Origin of the sequence: Paeniglutamicibacter selenitireducens (assembly GCF_051550675.1) — a bacterium.
Classification (GTDB): domain Bacteria; phylum Actinomycetota; class Actinomycetes; order Actinomycetales; family Micrococcaceae; genus Paeniglutamicibacter.
This window is the reverse complement of sequence record NZ_JBPULF010000004.1, coordinates 148,854-167,154: the sequence shown is the minus strand read 5'-3', so window position 1 is coordinate 167,154 and position 18,301 is coordinate 148,854. Positions and strand designations below refer to the sequence as shown.

The following is an 18,301-nucleotide window of genomic DNA, read 5'->3' as shown; positions in this document are numbered from 1 at the left end:
TATTCCGACTAGAATCGGAGGCGTCGCAACTGGCGTTGGGTGGGAGGAACCACCGGGGAGCGGCACATGAGCTGACCACGGACCGCGCGCCTGGGCCCGGGGGTTGAATTATTCGCAAGTAGAAGCCTGCCCGAAAACCAACCCTCACCCGATGGAGTTCACCATGAGCAACAACACCGTGACCAACCAGTCCCTGGCCGAGCTGGACCCGGAAATCGCCGAGGTCCTGAAGCTCGAGCTGGGTCGACAGCGCGACACCCTGGAAATGATCGCTTCCGAGAACTTCGCGCCCCGTGCCGTGCTCGAGGCACAGGGGTCGGTCCTGACCAACAAGTACGCCGAGGGCTACCCGGGACGCCGCTACTACGGCGGCTGCGAGCACGTCGATGTGGCGGAGAACCTGGCCATCGAGCGCGTCAAGTCGCTTTTCGGCTCCAAGTTCGCCAACGTCCAGCCCCACTCCGGCGCCTCGGCCAACGCCGCGGCGCTCTCCGCGCTGATCCAGCCCGGAGACAAGATCCTGGGCCTCTCGCTGGCCCACGGCGGGCACCTGACCCACGGCATGAAGCTGAACTTCTCCGGCAAGCTCTACAAGGTCGCCGCCTACGAGGTGGAGCCGGACACCTTCCGCGTGGACATGGACAAGCTGCGCGCCCAGGCCATCGCCGAACAGCCGCAGGTCATCATCGCCGGCTGGTCCGCCTACCCGCGCCAGCTGGACTTCGCGGCCTTCCGCTCCATCGCCGACGAGGTGGGAGCCAAGCTCTGGGTCGACATGGCCCACTTCGCGGGCCTCGTGGCCGCGGGCCTGCACCCGAACCCGGTTCCGTACGCAGACGTCGTCACCTCCACCGTCCACAAGACGCTGGCCGGCCCGCGCTCGGGCCTCATCCTGACCAACGACGCCGAGCTGGCCAAGAAGATCAACTCCAACGTCTTCCCGGGCCACCAGGGCGGACCGCTGATGCACGCGATCGCCGGCAAGGCCGTCGCCTTCAAGATCGCCGCCGGCGAGGAATTCGCCCAGCGCCAGGCACGCACCCTGGAGGGCGCCAAGCTGCTGGCCGAGCGCCTCACCGCGCAGGATGTTGCCGGCGCGGGCGTCTCCGTGCTGACCGGCGGCACCGACGTGCACCTGGTGCTCGTGGACCTGCGCAACTCGGAGCTCGACGGCCAGCAGGCCGAGGACCTCCTGCACGAAGTCGGCATCACGGTGAACCGCAACTCGGTGCCGTTCGACCCGCGCCCGCCGATGACCACCTCCGGCCTGCGCATCGGCACCCCGGCGCTGGCCACCCGCGGCTTCGACGCCGCGGCCTTCACCGAGGTCGCCGACATCATCGGCATCGCCCTGCGCGATGGCCACAACGCGGACAAGGCCGCGCTTGCAGCACGCGTCGACGCGCTGGCCGCGGCCTTCCCGCTGTACCCGGGCCTCGAAGAGTGGAACGCCTGACCCCAGCACCGATGCCCTCCACGGGGCATTGACAGCACCACCGTGCACCGGCCACGGAGGTGCGGCCCGCGATCCGGGCCGCACCTCCGGGACCGGGGCACTCGCAACATTTTCTTGAAACGGAGCACCCCCTTATGACCGCACAGATCCTCGACGGCAAGGCCACCGCCGCGGCCATCAAAGCCGAACTCACCGAACGCGTCGCGGCGCTGCAGGCCAAGGGCATCACCCCGGGCCTGGGCACCATCCTGGTGGGATCGGACCCCGGGTCCACCTGGTACGTGGGCGGCAAGCACAAGGACTGCGCGGAGGTCGGCATCAAGTCGATCCGCGTCGACCTGCCGGAGGAAACCACTCAGGACGAACTGCTGGCCAAGGTGCGCGAACTGAACGAGAACCCGGAATGCACCGGCTACATCGTCCAGCTGCCGCTTCCGGCGCACATCGACCAGGATGTGATCCTCGAGGCCATGGACCCGGCCAAGGACGCCGACGGCCTGCACCCGATGAACCTTGGCCGCCTGGTGGCCAACGTGAACCGCCCGATGACCTCCCCGCTGCCCTGCACCCCCAAGGGCTGCGTGGTGCTCCTGGAGCGCCACGGCATCGACCTCAACGGCAAGCGCGTGCTCGTGGTGGGCCGCGGCGTGACCATCGGACGGCCGATCGGCCTGCTGCTGACCCGCCGCGACATCAACGCCACGGTGGTCCTGGCCCACACCGGCACCAAGGACCTGGCTGCGGAACTTGCCGCGGCCGACGTGGTCGTCGCCGCCGCCGGCTCGGCGCACATGATCAAGGCCAAGGACCTCAAGCCCGGTGCGATTGTGCTCGACGTCGGCGTCTCGCGCGTCAACGACGAAAACGGCAAGGCCGTTGTCACAGGCGACGTGGAACCGACAGCCTCCGAGGTTGCCTCGTGGATCTCCCCGAACCCGGGCGGCGTCGGGCCGATGACCCGCGCCATGCTGCTGGCCAACGTCGTCGAGTCGGCCGAACGCGCCGCGGGCCTGTAGCACCTGCACGGCACGCCCCGGGCGGCCACGCTTCGAACCCACCTCCGCAGGTGGCTTCGGAGCGTGGCCGCCCGTTGGCGTTTCCGGGGCCCGCAACCGGTGCCCACGCGGATACTCCCCGTGGAGTATCCGCGGCTACGACAGCCGCCCGATGCCGTGCGTGGCGCCCGGGCGTATTCTCGAAGCATGACCCGCCGCCGCCCGCCACTTGCCGTCCTGGCCGTGTTCGTGGCGATGGTTCAGGTCACCGGGACGTTCTTTGCCGCACACCGCACCGGGGCCGCGCTGGGTGCGCCGGCCCTCGTCCTGCTGCTGGCGGGCCCCGCGCTGTTGCTTCTGCGTCGCAGGGCCCCCGGTCCCATGGCGGCCGGCATCGGGGCAGTCACGGGGCTCTATGTGTTGGCCGGGTTCCCGTGGGGGCCCTTCCCGCTGTCCTTGGCGCTTGGACTGGTGCTGGCCGTCGCGGCGGGCCGGCGTTGGTGGGCGTGGGGGACCGGCGTCGGGATCGGCGTGCTGTTCCTGGTGCTCGCGCTCCGCGCCGGCCTGGCGGACAGGGCCTGGTTCGTCGCCGTCTGGCTGGCGCTCGTGTTGCTGGTCGGCGAGCTGGTGGGCATGGCCGCCGAGCGCCGCACGGCCCTGCGGCGCGCCGCGGAGGAACGTGCCAGGCACCGCCGGGACGAGGAGCGGCTGGTCCTGGCCCGCGACATCCACGACGTGGTGGCCCATTCCCTCTCGATGATCAACGTCCAGGCGTCGGTGGCCCTGCACCTCTCGCGGAAGGACGGTGACGCCCGGGCCCTGCGCGAGGCCATGGAGAACATCAAGGCGGGCTCCAAGGAGGCGCTTGACGAGGTGCGCGACGTGCTGGCGGTGCTGCGGCAGGATGCCCCGCGTGTGCCCAGCCAGCGCCTCGAACAGCTCGCCGAGCTGGTGCAGCGCGTGCGCGGCGCACACCTGGAGGTCGACTTCCGGCCGCCGCGGCTCCCGCCGCCGGCGTGGGTCGACGAGCGCGTCGAAAACACCGTCTACCGCGTGGTCCAGGAATCCCTGACCAACGCCGTGCGCCACGCCCGGGCCGGTCGCATCGAGGTGCGGATCGAGCTGGCCGAGGACGGGGCGCGCGTCACGGTCCAGGACGACGGGATCGGCCTGGGCGCCAGCGACGAGGGCAACGGGCTCTCCGGCATGCGCGAACGCGTTGCCTCCCGGGGCGGAACCCTTGAGCTCACCGCCGCGGCGCCCGGATTCGCGCGCCCGGATCGTCCCGGAACACGAATCGGCGCGTGGATTCCCGCGCCGCGGCAGCGGGGGACAGAACCCGCGGAACGGGGAAAACCATGATCGGCATACTCATCGTCGACGACCAGTCGCTGATCAGGGCCGGCTTCTCGGCGCTGCTGGACGCGGAGGAGGACATGCGGGTTCTTGGGCATGCCTCCAACGGCGTGCAGGCCCTGGCCCAAGCCCGGGCCCTGAAACCCGACATCGTGCTCATGGACATCCGCATGCCCCAAGGGGACGGGATCACGGCGGCCGAGGCGATCAAGGCCGACCGGGACCTGCAGCACACGCGCATCGTGATGCTCACGACCTTCGAGCTTGACGACTACATCCTCGCCTCCATCAGGGCCGGGGCCTCGGGCTTCCTGGTCAAGGACACCGAGCCGGAAGAACTCATCGCTGCGGTGCGCATCGTCGCGGCCGGGGAATCGCTGCTTTCGCCCTCGGTGACACGCAAGCTGCTGGCACAGGTCGCCGCCACCAAGCCGCCGCCGGAGCACCGGGCACCCGCGGCCCTGGAAACGCTGACCGAGCGCGAGCGAGAGGTCCTGCTGCTCATCGGCTCCGGGCGGAGCAACGCAGAGATCGCCGAGGAACTTTTCATCACCCCGCTGACCGCCAAGACCCATGTCTCGCGCATCATCGGGAAGATGGGGGTCCGCGACAGGACGGCGCTGGTGGTCATCGCCTACGAAAGCGGGCTGATCACCCCTGGCTCCGGGGCGGGGTCGGGCTCCGGGGCGGCGGCGCAGGCGCCCCGCCGAACGCTGGGGTAGTCCCCGGGGCGTTCGCAACTGCACCCGCAGGAGTACGCGGGCCGCGGAAGGTGACTGCGCCGGGCCGACGCGCCGGGGGAGCGACGCGGGCGATGCTGGATCCATGAGGCGAAGGGCCTCAATCCCGCCATCCACGTACCGAGGAGCAACCCATCATGACAACCACGATCGTTTCAGCCCTGGCCACCCTGCCGGCCCACCCCTGGGGGCCTGGATACGGCCCCGGGTGGTTCATCCTTGTCCCGTTCTTCTGGGTCCTGCTCATCGGGTTCTTCATCTTCTTCAGCCGCAGGATGTACTGGCGCCACCGGGTCCAGGGCGATCCGCAGAGCGCCGAGGGAGTGCTGCGCGAGCGCTACGCGCGCGGGGAAATCGACGAAACCGAATACCGGCAGCGGCTGGAAGTGCTGCGGGCCGGCAGGAAGTAGCAACCGGGGCAAGGGGCAAGGTCCGGGGGTTCGGGCGTGGAGACCCGGGCCCCCTGGCGCGCGGGTCCCAGGTCCCGGTGGTCGTATGCCTGGGCGGCTATGTGTCGACGGGGCGTCCGGATGCGACAAACACCGAAAACCGTGCTCGATCCCCGGTGTCGCGCGGATCTTCAGCGGGCCCGTGACGGCGGCGGAGTGCGCGAAAGTGGTGTCACGGCGCAACGATCAGGTGGCTCACATGCGGTGCCCTTATGCTCAACGACATAGGAACCGAGACTTTCAGTTCTTTCGACTGAATTGTCGCCCTACTCGCTCTCCGGAAGTGAACCTTGAGCAGTATGAGTTCCACCCTGTCCCCATCGGCTCCGGTGCAGCGCGTTGCCCGTGGCAACGCCGGCTCCAACAACTACCGCCACCTGAAAATGCGCGTGCGCGATGCGGGCCTGCTGGGCCGCCGCCGGGCGCACTACCTGGGGACGGGCATCGTCCTGCTGCTGTTGTTCGGCGGCGCCGTGACCGGCTTCGTGCTGCTGGGTGACAGCTGGTTCCAGCTGTTGATCGCCGCGGCGGTCGGCATCCTCCTGACGCAGTTCGCCTTCCTGACCCATGAGGCCTCGCATCGCCAGATCCTGGTGTCGGGGCCGGCCAACGACAAGATCGGCCGCTTCCTGGCCAACATCGTGGTGGGCATCAGCTACCAGTGGTGGATGAACAAGCACAGCAAACACCATGCCATGCCGAACACCATCGGCAAGGATCCGGACATCGAATGGGACACGATCTCGTTCCAGACGGAGGACGCACAGAAGCAAAAGGGCTTCCTCAAGTGGATCACTGAGCGCCAGGGATACCTGTTCTTCCCGCTGCTCACGTTGGAGGGCATCAACCTGCACTTCCGCTCGATGATGTACTTGTTCACCGATGAAAAGGTCAAGGGCCGCGGCAAGGAAATCACCTCGATCGCGATCCGCCTTGGCGTATACGTGGCCATCCTCTTCGTCTTCCTTGAACCGGGCATCGCCGCAGCGTTCCTCGGGGTTCAGCTGGCGGTCTTTGGTGTGTACATGGGTGCCTCATTTGCGCCGAACCACAAGGGCATGCCGATGATCCCCAAGGAGTCGCGCATCGACTTCTTCTCGCGCCAGGTGCTCACCAGCCGCAACGTCATGGCGCGCAGTGCATTCGGGAACCGGATCCTGGCGCACGTCTTCGGTGGCCTCAACTACCAGGTCGAACACCACCTGTTTCCCTCGATGCCCCGCGCCAACCTCGCCCCGGTCGCGAAGATCGTGCGCGACTACTGCCACGAACTCAAGGTTCCGTACACCGTCTCATCGGTCACCCAGTCCTACGCCCAGGTCATCACTTACCTGAACAAGGTCGGGCTTTCGGCCCGGGACCCGTTCGATTGCCCAATGGTCAGCGAGTACCGCCCGCACTAAGCGGTGGCACCGCGCGGGCCCGCCTGCCGAAGGCTCCCCGGCGGAATCGACGAGCATCGCCTCCGGCGCCATCTGAATGGCTCCGGAGGCGACATGCTTAAAGGGACGGCGGGGGATGGGGATTCTCGACGGAGAGACTGGGCACCTTAATAGTGACGAGAGACACGTTTGGGTGACCTTGCCCGAAAGTGCGAACCTCGGGCTGTTGTGCAGATGAAAATAGTGAATTTGACTAGGCAAAACTCCTTACTCCAAATGACCCGAAAATACAATTCAACGTAAGGTTTCCCAATTTGGGTCACTTTGGCGTGACTTAATGGATGAAAAATGTCTGTTTTGGGTTGGCTCGGATGGATATTTAGGTAAGACGTACCTAAGCTATTCGAGCGGGTTCACGCCGATTCGATTGTGATCGCCGCCTCGCTTTCCCCATCACAGAAGGTATCGCCCCATGAAGATTCGCAAAAACATGCTGGCCGGCATCGCGTTGGCTGCGACCGCCGCGCTCGGCCTGACTGCATGCTCCACCGGCGCCCCGACCCCGGCCGCATCCGGAGCGGGCGAGATCACCGTGTACAACGCACAACACGAGAGCCTCGCCCAGGAATGGGTCGATGCCTTCACCAAGGAAACCGGAATCAAGGTCACCGTGCGCAACGGATCCGACACCGAGATGTCCAACCAGATCGTCCAGGAAGGCAAGGCCTCGCCTGCGGACGTTTTCCTGACCGAGAACTCTCCCGCCATGGCGCAGGTCGAGAACGCCGGCCTGTTTGCCGATGTCGACAAGGCAACCGTCGACCAGGTGCCGGCCGAATTCCGCCCGTCGACCAACAAGTGGACCGGCATCGCCGCCCGTTCCACCGTGTTCGTTTACGACCCGGCCAAGATCGCCGAGGACAAGCTGCCCAAGTCCATGCTGGATCTGGCCAAGCCGGAGTGGAAGGGCAAGTGGGCTGCCTCGCCAACCGGCGCCGACTTCCAGGCCATCGTCGCCGCACTGCTCGAGCTTAAGGGCGAGGAAGCTGCCACCGAATGGCTCGCGGGCATGAAGGAGAACTTCACTGCGTACAAGGGCAACTCCACCGCGATGAAGGCCGTCAACGCGGGCGAGATCGACGCGGCACTGATCTACCACTACTACTACTACGGTGACCAGGCCAAGACCGGCGAGAACTCCAAGAACGTGAAGCCGTTCTACTTCAAGAACCAGGACCCGGGAGCCTTCGTGTCCGTCTCCGGCGGCGGCGTGCTCGCCTCCTCGAAGAACGCCGAAGCCGCCCAGCAGTTCCTGAAGTTCGTCACCGGCAAGACCGGCCAGGAAATCCTGAAGAACGGCACCTCGTTCGAGTACGCCGTCGGTTCTGGCGTTGCGTCCAACGACAAGCTTGTTCCGCTGAAGGAACTGCAGGCCCCGAGCGTCGACCCGGCCAAGCTGAACTCGGCCAAGGTCACCGAGCTGATGACCAAGGCAGGACTGCTGTAACACCCATGAGTCAAACCCGTACGGTTCCCGACAACGCGCGGGGGCCGAAGATGGCGGGCGGGGGCAAAAGCCCCCGCCCGCCATTGGGCGTTTCCGGACTCACCGTCCTGGCGACGCTCATTGCCCTCTTTTCGCTCATCCCTCTGGGTTACGTCGTCTACATGACGGTGTCCACCGGATGGGACACGGTGGTTGAACTTGTCATCCGCCCGCGGGTGGGCGAACTGCTGCTCAACACCATCCTGCTGGTCGTGGCCACGGTGCCGTTGTGCCTGGTGCTGGGGGTGGGCGGCGCCTGGCTGGTGGAACGCACCACCCTGCGCGGCCACCGCTGGTGGGCCTTGGCCCTGGCCGCCCCGCTGGCCATTCCCGCGTTCGTGAACAGCTACGCCTGGGCCTCGACGATCCCGTCGTTGGCGGGCCTCGGCGCGGGCACCCTGATCGCCACGCTGTCCTACTTCCCGCTTGTCTACATCCCGGTGGCCGCGACACTGGGTCGTCTGGACCCGGCCATCGAACAGTCCGCCGCATCGCTGGGCCTGGGGCCCTGGGCCGTGTTCTTCCGGGTGGTGCTGCCTCAGCTGCGCATCGCGATGGCCGGCGGATCGCTGCTCGTCGCCCTGCACCTGCTCTCCGAGTACGGGGCCTTTGCGATGATTCGCTTCGACACCTTCACCACCGCGATCATGGTCCAGTTCCAGTCGACCTTCAACGGAGCCGCGGGGAACATGCTCGCGAGCGTGTTGGTGGTGCTGTGCATGCTGCTGCTGCTGGGCGAGGCCAAGGTGCGCGGCAACGCCCGCTACGCGCGGGTCGGCTTCGGCGCCCAGGGGCTGGCCTTCAGGCTGCGGCTCGGGCGCTCCGAGCTGCCGGCCCAGGTGGCGCTCCTGGGGCTCTTCGTGCTCTCCGTGGGCATCCCGCTCTACTCGGTCATCCGCTGGCTCGTCGCCGGGGGAGCCGAAGTCTGGGACCCGGAGCGGTTCTTCCCGGCCCTGGCCCAGACCATGGGATACGGCCTGGCCGGGGCGCTGCTGACCTGCATCGTGGCCTTCCCCATGGCCTTCCTGGCGGTGCGCCACCCCAGCTGGTTCAGCAAGCTCCTTGAGCTCTCGAACTACGTCACGAGCTCGATGCCCGGCATCGTCGTCGGCCTTGCCTTCGTCACCGTGAGCATCCGCCTTGTCCCGGACCTGTACCAAAGCGCCTACGTGCTGCTGGCTGCCTACGTGCTGCTCTTCCTTCCCCGGGCCCTGGTGAACCTGCGTTCGGGCCTGGCGCAGGCGCCGCGGGAGCTGGAAGAGGCCGCGCGTTCGCTGGGCCGATCGCCGGCCGTGGCGTTCTTCCGGGTCACCCTGCGCCTCACGGCGCCGGCGGCCGCGGGCGGTGCGGCGCTGGTGTTCCTGGCCATCGTGAACGAGCTGACTGCCACGCTGCTCCTGGCCCCCAACGGGACCCGCACCCTGGCCACGGCGTTCTGGGCCAAGAGCAGCGAGATCGACTACTCGGGCGCCGCACCCTACGCGCTGCTCATGATCCTGATCTCCGCACCCATGACCTACCTGCTGTTCCAGCAATCGAAGAAAGCTGCCGGACAATGACCGACGCCATGCCGCAACCGCACAAGATCTCCGGGATGATGCCGGCCGTGACCTTCCTGCGCACCACCAACCTCGTGAAGGGCTTCGGGAGCAAGCCGGTGCTCAAGGGGGTCAACCTTGCCATCGCCGAGGGCGGCACCACAGCGATCGTGGGCCCCTCGGGTTCCGGGAAGACCACGCTGTTGCGCCTGATCGCCGGGTTCGAGAACCCCGATTCAGGGTCCATCGAGCTCAGTGGCCAGACCGTGGCCGGCGATGCCTGGGTCCCGGCGCACAAGCGCGAGATCGGCTACGTGGCCCAGGACGGCGCGCTGTTCCCGCACCTGAGCGTGGCCCAGAACATCGCCTTCGGCCTGGAGCGGGTCTCGGTGGGCCGGGGCCGGGCCGCGGTCGCCAAGCGCGTGGAGGAGTTGCTGGAGATGGTCTCGCTCGAGACCTCCATGGGGGCGCGCCGCCCGCACGAGATCTCCGGCGGCCAGCAGCAGCGCGTGGCCCTGGCCCGCGCGTTGGCCCGCAAGCCGAAGCTGATGCTGCTCGACGAGCCCTTCTCCGCCCTGGATGCGGGCCTGCGCGTCGCCACCCGCAAGGCCGTGGCCGACGTGTTGCACGAGGCCGCCGTCACCACCATCCTTGTCACCCACGACCAGGGCGAGGCGCTGTCCTTCGCCGACCAGGTCGCCGTGATGCGCGGCGGGACGCTGGCGCAGACCGGCAGCCCGTTCTCCGTCTACACGCGGCCCGCGGACCGCGACACCGCGGAGTTCCTGGGCGACGCGGTGATGCTCGACGCCCACCTGCAGGGGTCGCTCGCCACGTGTTCGCTGGGCTGGATCCCGGTCCGCCACGCCACCACGCAAGGGAACGTGCGCCTGATGCTGCGCCCCGAGCAGATCCGCATCACCGCGGACGGTCCCATCCGGGGCACCGTGGTGGACACCGTGTTCTTCGGCCCGGAGACCACCGTGCGCATCAGGCTTTCCCCGTTGGCGGGGCTGCCCGGGGGCGGGGAAGTCATCACCATCCGCCACTGGAACGCCGCGATGGCCAGGCCAGGCATGGAACTGAACCTGAGCGTCATCGGCGAGGGCGTCGCCTTCCCGCTCGAGGACGGCTGAGCGGCTCGGGGCACGCATCCCCCTCATCCGGTTCCGCCGGAAACCCCCGGGAATGGCGCAGGGCGTGGTCGGTGTGTTTCCCCGGAGGGAAGCACACCGACCACGCCCTTGGCGTTTGGCCGTTGCGGGGCGGAAGCGCCCTAGTGCACCGCGGCGGCGGATTCGGCCGGGGCTGCGGTGCGCTTGTCGAAGACCGTCGCCCCGACCTCCTGGTCGGCCTGGTTGGTGATCGAGAGGTCGATGCCGCTGCGGTCGCGCAGCAGCGAGACGGCGGTCAGCGAAAGGAGCGTCATGCCCAGAAGGTACAGGGCCACCGCGTTGGTGCCGCCGGTCGCCTGGACCAGTGCCGTGGCGATCATCGGGGCGAAAGCGCCGCCCATGATGGCACCGAGCGCGTAGGAAATCGAGACGCCGGAGAAGCGGACCGAGGCCGGGAACAGCTCCGAGTACAGCGCCGCCTGCGGGCCGTAGCCAAGTCCCAGGCCGATGGAGAAGATCGCGAAGGCCAGGTACAGCATCGGCAGCGAGGCGGTGTTCACCAGCATGAAGACCGGGAAGACCGCCAGCGCCTGGCAGGTGAAGCCGATCTGGTAGGTGCGCTTGCGCCCGATCTTGTCCGACAGGTAGCCCGAGAGCAGCGTCGTGCAGAACCACATGGCCGCTGCGAAGGCGACGGCCACCAGGACCGGGGTCCGTTCGAAGCCGATCGGCCCGTTCGGGTTGGTGGTGTAGGACTGCAGGAAGCCGCCCGTGGTCATGTAGCCGGCCGCGTTGTTGCCCGCGAAGACCAGTGCGGCAAGGATGACAAGCAGCCAGTGCTTGCGGAAGAGCTCCACGACCGGGACCTTGGTCTGTTGCTTCTTGGCCGCGATTTCCTCGAAGATGGGGGACTCGTCAACGGCGCGGCGGACCAGGAAGCCCACCACGATCAGCACGATGCTCAGCAGGAACGGCACACGCCAGCCCCAGGCCAGGAACTGCTCGCCGGGGGAGATGACGCCGGTCATCAGCGCGGTGACGCCCGAGGCCAGCAGCATGCCCAGCGGGACACCGAGCTGCGGGAAGGCACCGGCGCGTCCGCGGCGGTCCTTCGGCGCGTGCTCGACGGCCATCAGCACGGCACCGCCCCATTCGCCGCCCGCGGAGATGCCCTGCAGGATGCGCAGGCACAGCAGCATGATCGGCGCCGCAACACCGGCCGTCTCGAACGTCGGGAGCACGCCGATCAACGTGGTGGCAGCACCCATCAGGATCAGCGTGATCACCAGCATGGCGCGGCGGCCGATCTTGTCGCCGTAGTGCCCGGCCAGGAAGGCGCCCAGCGGGCGGAAGAGGAAGGAGATGCCGACGGAGGCGAAGGAGAGCAGGAGGCCGATCTGGGCGCCGGCCGGCTTGAAGAAGAGCTCGGCGAAGATCAGTCCTGCGGCAGTGGCGTAGATGAAGAAGTCGTACCACTCGATGGTGGTGCCGATGATGGTGGCAAACGCGACGCGGCGCGAGTTCGCGCGCTGGGCCGGCGTTTGGGCAAGTGATGAACTCATGGGGACGGTGCTCCTCGTTGAGCGGGCTGATCATGGCGGGAGGACGCGGGACTGCACGGGGCCGGGTCCGCAGGGCGCGGTACCCGGACGTGTGACGCGTCACCTATCAGTGTTTCAGCACACATAGATTGAGTAAACTTCAATTAGTCGTACAACTTTTTTGATTGGACTTAAGATTGCTTCGCTTTTCGATGCGCCAGCTCGAGCTGATGGCCGAACTCCCGCGCCACGCGACCCTCGGCTCCGCGGCCGTCGAACTCGGCATCTCCGAATCCGCGCTTTCACAGGCCATCACGGCCGTCGAGCGGTTCGCGGGTGAGCAGCTGTGCGTGCGCCGCAAGTCCCACGGCATCCACATGACACCGGCAGGCCAATACTTCGCCGAGAAGGCCCGGCGCATCGTGGCCGAGGCCGCCGAACTCGGCCACACGTTCCCCCGCACGGGGGGACGCCTGCGTGGTCCGGTGTCGATCGGGTGCTTCGCCTCATTCGCCAGCCATGTGGTTCCCTCCGTCCTTGAAGGATTCCCGGCGCTTCACCCGGAAATCGATGTCTCGGTGCGTGTCGGCACCCACGACGACCTGTTGCCCGCCCTGGAGAACGGGGAACTCGACCTCGCGATCGTCTACGACCTGCTGCTGCCCACGGGGCTGGCCAAGCGGCGGATCTACGACACCCGGCTCGAGGTCGTGCTGCACCCGGACCACCCGCTCGCCGCCCGCACATCGCTGTCCATCCGCGACCTGGAAAACGAGCCGCTGATCAACTACGACTCCAGCCCGAGCACCGAAAACACCCGCCGGCTTTTCGCCGATGCCGGGCTCCACCCGAAGCTTGCCTACTCGTTGCCCCAGGTGGTGCTTGTCAACGCCATGGTGGGCCGCGGCCTGGGCTACGGGCTGCTCATGGCCCACCCGAACAGCCCGGCGATGACGCTGGAAGGGCTTCCGGTGGCCATTCGCGAGCTCGAGCCGCCGAACAGCCCCAGTGCGGTGGTGGCGATCTGGCCGCAGGCCTTCACTCCCAGCCCCCGCGCCGAGGCCTTCCTGGCCCACGCGACAGATGTCATGCGCGGGGCCTGGAACCGGCACTGACCCCTGCCGCTCAGGCCCGGGCACGCTGGGGAAGTTCCCGCAGCGACTTGGCCAGGGCCTTGAGGCTGAACCCCGGGGCGGTGATTTCACCGGGGTCCAGGACCAGGCCGCGGCCCACCAGCTTGCGCGCGGCGATGTGGTCGGCCGGCGAGTTCACCGACTCGACGGCCGCCAGTTCGCCGTTGCGCAGCAGCGCGATGGAGAACTTTCCGGACCCCGGGTCCCCGAACGGCACAGGTTCGTCGCCCGGCTCGGCCAGGCCGGCGATCTGCAGTTTCACTGGACCTTGGGTGCTCCAGAACCACGGGGTCTGGGAATAGGCGGAACCGTCGCCCATGATGCTCCGGGCGGCATGGCGCCCCTGGTCCGTGGCATTCTGCACGGACTCCAGGCGTTGGCGTGCGCCCGAAACGGGGTGGGGGAACGACGCGCAATCGCCGACCGCCCAGACGCCCGGGGCGGAGGCGCGCAGCGCGGCATCTACGACGATTCCGTTGGCCACCTCCAGCCCGGCCTCCCGGGCCAGTTCCGTGCGCGGTTCGACGCCCACGCCGTAGAGCACCAGGTCCGCTGCGTAGCGTGCGCCGGTGGCGGATTGCACCGACAGGGCCCCGCCGTCGCGGTGGATGGCTGCGACGCCCTCGTTCAGGCGCAGGTCGATCCCGTCCTGAAGGTGCCGCCGTGTGAACCAGTCCGACGCCGTGGCCGAGAGCGCACGCCCCATGGGTCGCGGGGCGAATTCCAGCACCGTGACCTCCAGCCCGCGGGCCCGGGCCCCGGCGGCGAACTCCAGGCCGATGAAGCCGGCACCGATGACGACGACCTTCCGGGCCGTGGAGAGCGCATCCTGCAGGCGCATCGCATCGCCGAGGGTGCGCAGCGCGTGCACGCCCGGAAGGTCGGCTCCCGGGCAGGGCAGCGGCCGGTTGGCTGCTCCCGTGGCAAGGACCAGGTGGGTGTAGCCCAGCCGGCCGCCGTCGGAGAGGGCCACCGAACGTGCCTCGGTGTCGAGGGAAACCGCCGATCCCGCATGCAGCGTGATGCCCTGGGACTCGTAGTACCCCGGGCCGCGCAACGGCAGCGGTTCGGCGGATGCCCCGAGGTAGTCCTTGGACAGCGGCGGGCGCTGGTAGGGGGCGTGGGCCTCGTCGTTGAGGATGGTCACGGCGCCGGTGAACCCCTCGGCGCGCAGGGAGTCGGCGACCTGGATTCCTGCCTGGCCGGCGCCGATGACCAGGACCGAGGCGCTGGAGGGCTGTTCCATGGCCCTAGACCTGGTCCGAGGGGACATCGACCACGATGTGCCCGAGGTCGGCGGTCATCTTGATCTGGCAGCCCAGCCTCGAGGCACCGGTCCGCTCGGCGGTGGTGCAGTCGAGCATCTCGTCCTCGTCGTCGCCGATCTCCGGCAGCCGGCCGGCGAACTCGGGGCGGACGAACACGTGGCAGGTGGCGCACATGGCCTGGCCGCCGCACTCGCCGACGATGCCGTCGATGCCGTTGGTGACGGCGGCGCGCATCAGCGAGGTGCCCTCCTCGACGGTGACGTCCGTGGCTTCGCCGGTGGGCTGGGTAAAGGTGATGGTGGGCATGGTTGGACTCCTGGGGGATCGACGGGACGTCGGGTCAGTGAAATGAAGGGTCTGGGGAAGCCGCGGGAGGGGCGCTAGCCCCAGAGCACGGGCATCTTGGTCATCCCGCGGAAGACCCAGCCGGCGTCGACGGTCTCCGCCGATGGGTCAAGGCGCAGGTTCGGCAGCCTGTCGAACACCGCGGGCATGGCGATCTGGGCGACCTGCGCCCTGGCGATCCAGGTGCCGGCGCAGAAGTGGACGCCGCCGCCGAAGCCCAGGTGGGGCTTCTTGGGGCGGAAGATGTTGAAGGTCTCGGGGTCCTCGAAGGCCTCCGGGTCGCGGTTTGCCGCGCCCAGGACCACGCCCAGGCGGGCTCCCCGGGGCAGCCGCACCCCGCCCAGGACCAGGTCCGTGGTGGTTTCACGGGGGTACATGCCGATCGGGGCCACCCAGCGCACCGACTCCTCGAACGCGACGGCGTGCAGCTTTTCATCGGCGAGCACCGCTGCCAGCTGGTCCGGGTTGTTCAGCAGCGCCCACACGGTGGTGGCCAGCACGTCGCGTGGTTCGTTGAGTCCGCCGCCGAGGGTCATCTTGAGGTTTGCGCGGATCGCCTCCAACGGGATCGGCATCGAGGCAAGGCCGGAGAGCAGCGACGCGTCGGGGTTCTTGGCCAGGTAGGGCAGCATCTCGTCGATGGCCGCGTCGACCTCCGCGGAGGACGCCTCCGACCTGGCCCAGACCTCCGGGTCGTCGGCGTAGTTGCCGGTACCGTCGATCAGCGACTGGCTCCAGCGCTGCATGTCCTGGTGCGTGGCGTTGTGGAAGCCCATGATCTGCCGGAGGTTCTCCCCGGTGTAGGGGGCCGCGTAGTCCCAGACGAAGTCGGCGCCCGGCCCCTTGGCCAGCAGCTCACCGAGGAACTTCTCGTTGTTGGCCTCGAAGATCGCGTTCCAGTGCTTCTTGATGGTGCCTGGGCGCAGCGTGGTTCCGTAGGAGTCGCGGTCGACCTGGTGTTCCGGGTTGTCCTTGCGCAACATGGAATGGCCCATCGCTCGCTTCATCAGCGAGTTGTGTTCGTTCGCCGAGAAGCGGGCCTCATCCTGCTCGATCTCGTGGCAGGCGGCGTAGGAGGTGACCATGTAGCGGTTCACTGCCGGGACCCAGTGCACGGGGGACTCCTCGCGCATCCGCCGGTAGATCGGGAACGGGTCGTTGTGGAGGTCGGGGATGCTCACCCAGTCGGCAACCGGGGCCTCGATGCCGGCGGCGGCGGCCGGGGGTTCGGGTGCTGCGCCGGGTGTGGCGCCGACGGTGTCGGTGGACGCGCCTGCCCCGGTGAAGGGGCAGGTGGCTGCGGGAACGGCTGGGTGGCTCATCTGGCTTCGATCTCCTGGAAGGTGGCGGCTGCTTGGTTCCCAGTGTGACGCGCCGCATAACCGTGGGTAAAGTACGAATAACAGTGCTTTATCCACGGTTTTAGCGAGGTAAATGATGCCCAGGTACACGTTGCGGCAGCTCGAGTGTTTCGTGGCCGTCGCCGAGCACGGATCGATCGCCGCGGCGGCGGCGGCGCTGATGCTCTCGCCCTCGGCCGTCACCGGGGCCGTGAACGAACTCGAGCGGGTCTTCAACTCCCAGCTGACGATCCGGCGCAAGGCGCACGGGGTGAGCCTGACCCCGTCGGGCGACTACGTGATGAGCATGGCCCGGGGGCTGCTGCATGCGGCGGACGACCTGCAGGAGATGGTGGCCGATGCCGGGGCGGTGCTTCGCGGCAAGGTGTCGATCGGCTGCTACACCTCGCTGGCCCCGACCCTCCTGACCGAACTCATGGCGGAGTACGCGCTCCGCCACCCCTCCGTGGAACTTGACTTCTATGCCGGCACGCAGCAGGAAATCCACGAGAAGGTGCTCTCCGGCGAGCTGGACCTGGCCATCGCCTACGAGCTGACCGTCCCGCCCGGGCTCGCACGCAAGAGGCTGCTCGACGCCGTGCCGGCGGTGGTGCTGCCGGCTGAGCACGCCTTGGCGCAGCGAACAACCGTGGCGCTCGCCGAACTCGTGGACGAGCCCATGATCCTGCTGGACGTCAACCCAAGCCGCGAAAACACCGAGATGATGTTCTCGGCAGCGGGTCTGAGCCCCTGGATCCGCTTCCGGACCACGGACTTCGAGGTCACGCGTTCGATGGTGGCGCGGGGCATGGGATACGCGATCCTGGTGCAGCGCCCCGTCGCCGACGTCTCCTACGAGGGCAGGCCGCTGAAGGTGCTGCCCATCCACCCGGCAACACGCAACGTCCCGGTCTCCATGATCTGGAACGACGGCGTGCGCCTCTCGCGCGGCGCCGAGGCCATGTTGGAGGTGGCCCTGGAACTGCACGGGAAGCCGGTGCGGGAGGGTTCGAGGTGACGCGATTCCCGCCCCGGCACGGACGGGGACCTCTGTAGACTGCAGGTGCGGGCACCCCGCCCGCGCTTCACCCCACCCACGGCAAGGGAATGAGTGCACAGCGCATGGATGCAACACAGGTACTGGCACTGGCCGCGGAGCACGGCCTGGCACTGGACCCCGCGTCGCTCGGCTTCAACGAGGCGGGCCTCGACTACCAGGTCGTGTTCGCCACTGACGCTTCGGGGCAGCGCTGGGTGCTGCGTATTCCGCGCCGAGAAGACGTGAGCCTGAAGATGGGGGCCGAGGCCGCGATCCTGGGGTTCGTCGGGCCGCGGCTGGCGGCCGGCGTCCCCGACTGGCGCATCCAATCACCCCGGCTGGCGGCCTACCCGCTGCTGCCCGGGGAACCGGGCCTGACCCTGGACCCCGTCACCGGCGAGCCCCTGTGGCACTTCGACCGGGAGGACCCCGCCTACTGCATCGAACTGGGACGGCTGATCGCCGAACTCCATTCGATCGATGCGGAGGCGGCGCGGGCCGCCGGAATCCCCGTCCAGACACCCGCCGAGGTGCGCAGCGGCTGGCTTTCGACCCTTTCCGAGGTCGGCGGCTCCTTCAGGGTGCCCGACGTCCTGCTGGAAAAGTGGACCCGGTGGATCCGCGACGACGGACCCTGGCCCGGCTTCACGGTCTTCACGCACGGGGAGCTCTACCCGGCCCACCTCTTGCTGGAGGGCGGCAGCCGGATCCGTTCGGTGCTGGACTGGACCACGGCCGGGGTCACGGACCCGGCCGTGGACTTCATGTACCACTACATGCTGGCCAGCCCGGAGGCCTTCGCGCTCACCGTGCGCACCTACGAGGACGCCGGGGGACGGCCCCGGCCCCGGCTGGAGGCCCAGTGCCAGGCACTGATCGCCGCGGGCCCGCTGACCTACGCCCGCTTCGCCCTGGCCACGGGGAAACCGGAGCACCGGGCCTCGGCGCAGGACCTCCTGGATTCGGCAGCGGCCGACGCCTAACCGGTCCCCGGGAGCTGTCCCGGGTGCACCGCGCTCTGGAAGTGGGCACTGCCGCGGAGCATACTGGTGTGGGCG

16 protein-coding genes and 1 riboswitch are annotated in these 18,301 nt (G+C 68.2%); of the genes, 12 read left to right on the top strand and 4 right to left on the bottom strand.

What is annotated here, in order from left to right; genetic code table 11:
• Positions 1 to 15: 15 nt before the first annotated feature.
• Positions 16 to 103: riboswitch (ZMP/ZTP riboswitch) on the top strand.
• Between the two features lie 60 nt (positions 104 to 163).
• From glyA to ACSYDW_RS09650, 9 genes are all read left to right on the top strand, one after another.
• Positions 164 to 1,456, top strand: a complete 1,293-nt coding sequence (gene glyA, locus ACSYDW_RS09690) for a serine hydroxymethyltransferase (RefSeq protein WP_438338520.1) — start codon at positions 164 to 166, stop codon at positions 1,454 to 1,456.
• A gap of 134 nt (positions 1,457 to 1,590) precedes the next feature.
• A complete protein-coding gene (locus ACSYDW_RS09685; RefSeq protein ID WP_438338519.1) occupies positions 1,591 to 2,472 on the top strand; it encodes a bifunctional methylenetetrahydrofolate dehydrogenase/methenyltetrahydrofolate cyclohydrolase in 882 nt (293 codons plus the stop codon).
• A gap of 186 nt (positions 2,473 to 2,658) precedes the next feature.
• Positions 2,659 to 3,813, top strand: coding sequence for a sensor histidine kinase (locus tag ACSYDW_RS09680; RefSeq protein ID WP_438338518.1), 1,155 nt, complete (start codon positions 2,659 to 2,661; stop codon positions 3,811 to 3,813).
• Positions 3,810 to 4,529: a response regulator gene (locus ACSYDW_RS09675; RefSeq protein ID WP_438338517.1), complete on the top strand. Its 720-nt coding sequence runs from the start codon at positions 3,810 to 3,812 to the stop codon at positions 4,527 to 4,529. The genes ACSYDW_RS09680 and ACSYDW_RS09675 overlap by 4 nt, the downstream gene beginning before the upstream one ends.
• Before the next feature lie 155 nt (positions 4,530 to 4,684).
• Entirely contained in the window at positions 4,685 to 4,957 is a 273-nt protein-coding gene (locus ACSYDW_RS09670) for an SHOCT domain-containing protein (RefSeq protein ID WP_438338516.1), read from the top strand.
• Between the two features lie 338 nt (positions 4,958 to 5,295).
• Positions 5,296 to 6,399: a fatty acid desaturase family protein gene (locus ACSYDW_RS09665; RefSeq protein WP_438338515.1), complete on the top strand. Its 1,104-nt coding sequence runs from the start codon at positions 5,296 to 5,298 to the stop codon at positions 6,397 to 6,399.
• Positions 6,400 to 6,850: 451 nt separating this feature from the next.
• The gene (locus tag ACSYDW_RS09660; RefSeq protein ID WP_438338514.1) at positions 6,851 to 7,885 is read left to right on the top strand and encodes an iron ABC transporter substrate-binding protein; all 1,035 of its coding nucleotides are present in this window, start codon (positions 6,851 to 6,853) and stop codon (positions 7,883 to 7,885) included.
• Positions 7,886 to 7,935: 50 nt separating this feature from the next.
• Positions 7,936 to 9,483: an ABC transporter permease gene (locus tag ACSYDW_RS09655; protein ID WP_438338660.1), complete on the top strand. Its 1,548-nt coding sequence runs from the start codon at positions 7,936 to 7,938 to the stop codon at positions 9,481 to 9,483.
• A gap of 35 nt (positions 9,484 to 9,518) precedes the next feature.
• Positions 9,519 to 10,598 (top strand): ABC transporter ATP-binding protein, encoded by a 1,080-nt coding sequence (locus ACSYDW_RS09650; protein ID WP_438338659.1) that lies wholly within the window; start codon positions 9,519 to 9,521, stop codon positions 10,596 to 10,598.
• Positions 10,599 to 10,738: 140 nt separating this feature from the next.
• Here ACSYDW_RS09650 and ACSYDW_RS09645 read toward each other — a convergent pair whose 3' ends face one another.
• Positions 10,739 to 12,139 carry an MFS transporter gene (locus ACSYDW_RS09645; protein WP_438338513.1) on the bottom strand — a complete coding sequence of 467 codons (1,401 nt, stop codon included), beginning with the start codon at positions 12,137 to 12,139 and terminating at the stop codon, positions 10,739 to 10,741.
• Between the two features lie 176 nt (positions 12,140 to 12,315).
• Between ACSYDW_RS09645 and ACSYDW_RS09640 the strand changes: the two genes are divergently transcribed.
• Positions 12,316 to 13,233 carry a LysR family transcriptional regulator gene (locus ACSYDW_RS09640; RefSeq protein ID WP_438338512.1) on the top strand — a complete coding sequence of 306 codons (918 nt, stop codon included), beginning with the start codon at positions 12,316 to 12,318 and terminating at the stop codon, positions 13,231 to 13,233.
• Positions 13,234 to 13,243: 10 nt separating this feature from the next.
• Here the strand turns inward: ACSYDW_RS09640 and ACSYDW_RS09635 are convergent, their stop codons facing one another.
• The 3 genes from ACSYDW_RS09635 to ACSYDW_RS09625 form a co-directional block, all read right to left on the bottom strand.
• Positions 13,244 to 14,497 carry an NAD(P)/FAD-dependent oxidoreductase gene (locus ACSYDW_RS09635; RefSeq protein WP_438338511.1) on the bottom strand — a complete coding sequence of 418 codons (1,254 nt, stop codon included), beginning with the start codon at positions 14,495 to 14,497 and terminating at the stop codon, positions 13,244 to 13,246.
• 4 nt (positions 14,498 to 14,501) lie between these two features.
• Positions 14,502 to 14,825 (bottom strand): 2Fe-2S iron-sulfur cluster-binding protein, encoded by a 324-nt coding sequence (locus ACSYDW_RS09630; RefSeq protein ID WP_438338510.1) that lies wholly within the window; start codon positions 14,823 to 14,825, stop codon positions 14,502 to 14,504.
• Between the two features lie 74 nt (positions 14,826 to 14,899).
• The gene (locus ACSYDW_RS09625) at positions 14,900 to 16,186 is read right to left on the bottom strand and encodes a cytochrome P450 (RefSeq protein WP_438338509.1); all 1,287 of its coding nucleotides are present in this window, start codon (positions 16,184 to 16,186) and stop codon (positions 14,900 to 14,902) included.
• Positions 16,187 to 16,298: 112 nt separating this feature from the next.
• Between ACSYDW_RS09625 and ACSYDW_RS09620 the strand changes: the two genes are divergently transcribed.
• Positions 16,299 to 17,222: a LysR substrate-binding domain-containing protein gene (locus ACSYDW_RS09620; protein WP_438338508.1), complete on the top strand. Its 924-nt coding sequence runs from the start codon at positions 16,299 to 16,301 to the stop codon at positions 17,220 to 17,222.
• A gap of 104 nt (positions 17,223 to 17,326) precedes the next feature.
• Complete coding sequence (locus tag ACSYDW_RS09615) at positions 17,327 to 18,226, top strand: macrolide 2'-phosphotransferase (protein ID WP_438338507.1); 900 nt, start codon at positions 17,327 to 17,329, stop codon at positions 18,224 to 18,226.
• Positions 18,227 to 18,301: the final 75 nt, after the last annotated feature.

Bases quoted from the DNA above. Each gene is read 5' to 3' on its own strand.
- glyA (WP_438338520.1), top strand. From the start codon at position 164: ATGAGCAACAACACCGTGACCAACCAGTCCCTGGCCGAGCTGGACCCG.
- ACSYDW_RS09685 (WP_438338519.1), top strand. From the start codon at position 1,591: ATGACCGCACAGATCCTCGACGGCAAGGCCACCGCCGCGGCCATCAAA.
- ACSYDW_RS09680 (WP_438338518.1), top strand. From the start codon at position 2,659: ATGACCCGCCGCCGCCCGCCACTTGCCGTCCTGGCCGTGTTCGTGGCG.
- ACSYDW_RS09675 (WP_438338517.1), top strand. From the start codon at position 3,810: ATGATCGGCATACTCATCGTCGACGACCAGTCGCTGATCAGGGCCGGC.
- ACSYDW_RS09670 (WP_438338516.1), top strand. From the start codon at position 4,685: ATGACAACCACGATCGTTTCAGCCCTGGCCACCCTGCCGGCCCACCCC.
- ACSYDW_RS09665 (WP_438338515.1), top strand. From the start codon at position 5,296: ATGAGTTCCACCCTGTCCCCATCGGCTCCGGTGCAGCGCGTTGCCCGT.
- ACSYDW_RS09660 (WP_438338514.1), top strand. From the start codon at position 6,851: ATGAAGATTCGCAAAAACATGCTGGCCGGCATCGCGTTGGCTGCGACC.
- ACSYDW_RS09655 (WP_438338660.1), top strand. From the start codon at position 7,936: ATGGCGGGCGGGGGCAAAAGCCCCCGCCCGCCATTGGGCGTTTCCGGA.
- ACSYDW_RS09650 (WP_438338659.1), top strand. From the start codon at position 9,519: ATGATGCCGGCCGTGACCTTCCTGCGCACCACCAACCTCGTGAAGGGC.
- ACSYDW_RS09645 (WP_438338513.1), bottom strand. From the start codon at position 12,139: ATGAGTTCATCACTTGCCCAAACGCCGGCCCAGCGCGCGAACTCGCGC.
- ACSYDW_RS09635 (WP_438338511.1), bottom strand. From the start codon at position 14,497: ATGGAACAGCCCTCCAGCGCCTCGGTCCTGGTCATCGGCGCCGGCCAG.
- ACSYDW_RS09630 (WP_438338510.1), bottom strand. From the start codon at position 14,825: ATGCCCACCATCACCTTTACCCAGCCCACCGGCGAAGCCACGGACGTC.
- ACSYDW_RS09625 (WP_438338509.1), bottom strand. From the start codon at position 16,186: ATGAGCCACCCAGCCGTTCCCGCAGCCACCTGCCCCTTCACCGGGGCA.
- ACSYDW_RS09620 (WP_438338508.1), top strand. From the start codon at position 16,299: ATGATGCCCAGGTACACGTTGCGGCAGCTCGAGTGTTTCGTGGCCGTC.
- ACSYDW_RS09615 (WP_438338507.1), top strand. From the start codon at position 17,327: ATGGATGCAACACAGGTACTGGCACTGGCCGCGGAGCACGGCCTGGCA.